This is a genomic window from uncultured Mucilaginibacter sp., assembly GCF_903913935.1.
GTDB lineage: Bacteria > Bacteroidota > Bacteroidia > Sphingobacteriales > Sphingobacteriaceae > Mucilaginibacter.
Map to the genome: position 1 here is coordinate 1 of NZ_CAIWNH010000067.1, position 1735 is coordinate 1735.

General features: G+C 42.0%; 3 protein-coding genes. All 3 read left to right on the forward strand.

From position 1 onward, the window contains the following. Nucleotides 1-362, forward strand: a 362-nt coding sequence (locus tag QZY09_RS02705; protein ID WP_295667772.1) for a hypothetical protein, incomplete at its 5' end; no start/stop codon positions are given. A 132-nt stretch (nt 363-494) separates the two neighbouring features. Further along, the gene (locus tag QZY09_RS02710) at nt 495-809 is read left to right on the forward strand and encodes a hypothetical protein (protein ID WP_295667774.1); all 315 of its coding nucleotides are present in this window, start codon (nt 495-497) and stop codon (nt 807-809) included. Between the two features lies 1 nt (nt 810). Continuing rightward, nucleotides 811-1735 (forward strand): DEAD/DEAH box helicase family protein (locus QZY09_RS02715; protein WP_295667776.1); only part of this gene is annotated, 925 nt, incomplete at its 3' end.

The following is a 1735-nucleotide window of genomic DNA, read 5'->3' on the forward strand; positions in this document are numbered from 1 at the left end:
CTAAAAAGAAAAAAACCGCAACCAATCGGTTAGAGTTTTTTAGGCAAATGGCGCTGGATTTTATGGTTGTGCACAATATCAAAGAGTCGCGCGGTGAACTTTTTCAAATCAGCAGGGCATTAACGCCAGGCGCACTGCAATTTGATGCAAATTTTGACCCTGAGTTATTACCGGAAGCATTTACCATTACTGTTCCTGCCGTTCCCGAGCACAAAAAACCTGTTAAGTCGGTAATAGCAGCATCATTACGGGCGACTATTCAGACGGGCACGGGGCGTCTAGACCAAGTGCATTACACCGCAACTAATCCCGAATTGCCTGGCGTGACGTTGGTGCGCACTGATTCGTTAAGAATAAAATAAACATGCTATAATAAAACCTCGGAGTCAGACCCGATAAGAAAATTTAAACAAAGCTGGATTTTTCGTTAGGTGGTCGAATTTTCGCCCCGTCTGAACTAACGATAGTCCGGCTTTTTTTATGGGATAAAAATAATGTCTACTCAATTTGACGAAATTAACGATCTTAACTTTGTGACTTTTTGCTCTAGCGGTAAGCGAAAAGAAGTCAGCATACAAATAACGGGGGATAAAGGATATATACAGCTAAATGAACTCGAATGTTACAAAACGATTCAAATATTGACGCGATTTCTAAAAGAACGTTCATCCGCAAAAGCGGAAAAATTACGCAAAGAAATAGCGGCAAATAAATTACTGGAAAAGACCATCTTTCAGGACGCTGTGGAGTGTGAGCGATTTATTCAGGATTTGAAGATTATTGAAATTCCACTGAGGCTTTTGGAATAAAATGAAAAAAGAATTAAGGGGTTATCAAAAAGACGCCTGTAATGCGCTATTTAAAGCAGCTAAAAGCCCGGAATGCAGGCCGTATGCTGTTTTAATGACTGGTCTCGGGAAATCGCTGTGTCTAGCGGCATTAACAAATCATTATATAAATAACGGAAAAAGGGTGCTTCAGCTAGTGCCTAGATTAGAGTTGGTCGAGCAAAACCACACGGAAGCGTGGGACTACATGGAAAAAAAAAGCGCCCTTGGTATCGTTTGCGGCCAGCTAAACAAGCGGCAACACTCAAGACAAGCGGTTATTGCCATGTCATCCAGTTTTGTTAATTTAAGGGCGAAGGCGGGCAGTTTTGATGTTATTTTGTGCGACGAGTGTCACCGCTTGGCATGGAAGCCAATCGACCAAAAGCCAAGCCAAATCCAAAAAATCATTACCAGTTTAAAAAGAATTAACCCGTCTATCGTTGTTATTGGAGTTACGGCCACTGGCTACAGGCTAGACCAAGGCGAACTGCACGAAACGAGTATTAAGGCGTTACCTTTTTTTACCGATAAAGTTTATGACACGTCAATTGAGCCCGGCATTAAATCGCTCATCGATGCAGGCCATTTAAGCCATATTGAAACATTGAATAATGGCGTGGCTGTGGATATTAACGGCGTAAAAATGTCTGGCGATGATTTTAATAAAGACGCGGCCGGGGTTAAATTTGACGTTATTATTGATGACGCGATAGAGGATATGCGTAATCATTTCGATGATAATAATATCCAAACGGCCATTATTTTTACTTCAAACCTGGCCAATGCGCGGCATATTTTATCATCATGGAACAACCCATCAACTATGCGGATTGTGTGCGGTGATGAATCGTTATGCACCAAGGCCCAGCGCAAGGCGGCTATTGACTGGATTAAGAATGGTTCAG